This is a genomic window from Bacillus sp. SIMBA_154 (genome assembly GCF_046536015.1).
Taxonomy (GTDB): Bacteria; Bacillota; Bacilli; order Bacillales; family Bacillaceae; genus Bacillus; species Bacillus pumilus_P.
The window spans coordinates 1-237 of the sequence record NZ_JAWJBV010000646.1; the positions used below are offsets into that span (position 1 = coordinate 1).

The following is a 237-nucleotide window of genomic DNA, read 5'->3' on the forward strand; positions in this document are numbered from 1 at the left end:
CTTCATGACCAGCAGAGGTTAGTTTTTCTACAACCGCACTACCAATAAAGCCAGCTGCGCCTGTTACTAAATATTTCATTTTAAACCTTTTAAAAAAAGTTTTAAGCCCGTGTCCCGAAGCTCAAATCTCGTCACCTTTAATCTTTATTTTAATCACTACCAAATAAATCACGTGTATATACTTTATCTGCAACATCACTTAGCTCATCAACCATACGGTTAGATACCACTACATCT

The 237-nt window shown here is 36.3% G+C and carries 1 protein-coding gene; it reads right to left on the reverse strand.

Annotation, left to right across the window (positions count from 1 at the left end; all coding sequences use genetic code 11):
* Positions 1 to 79: NAD-dependent epimerase/dehydratase family protein (locus tag R0K30_RS23465; protein WP_410613429.1), on the reverse strand; the 79-nt coding region annotated here is incomplete at its 3' end.
* Positions 80 to 237 lie beyond the last annotated feature (158 nt).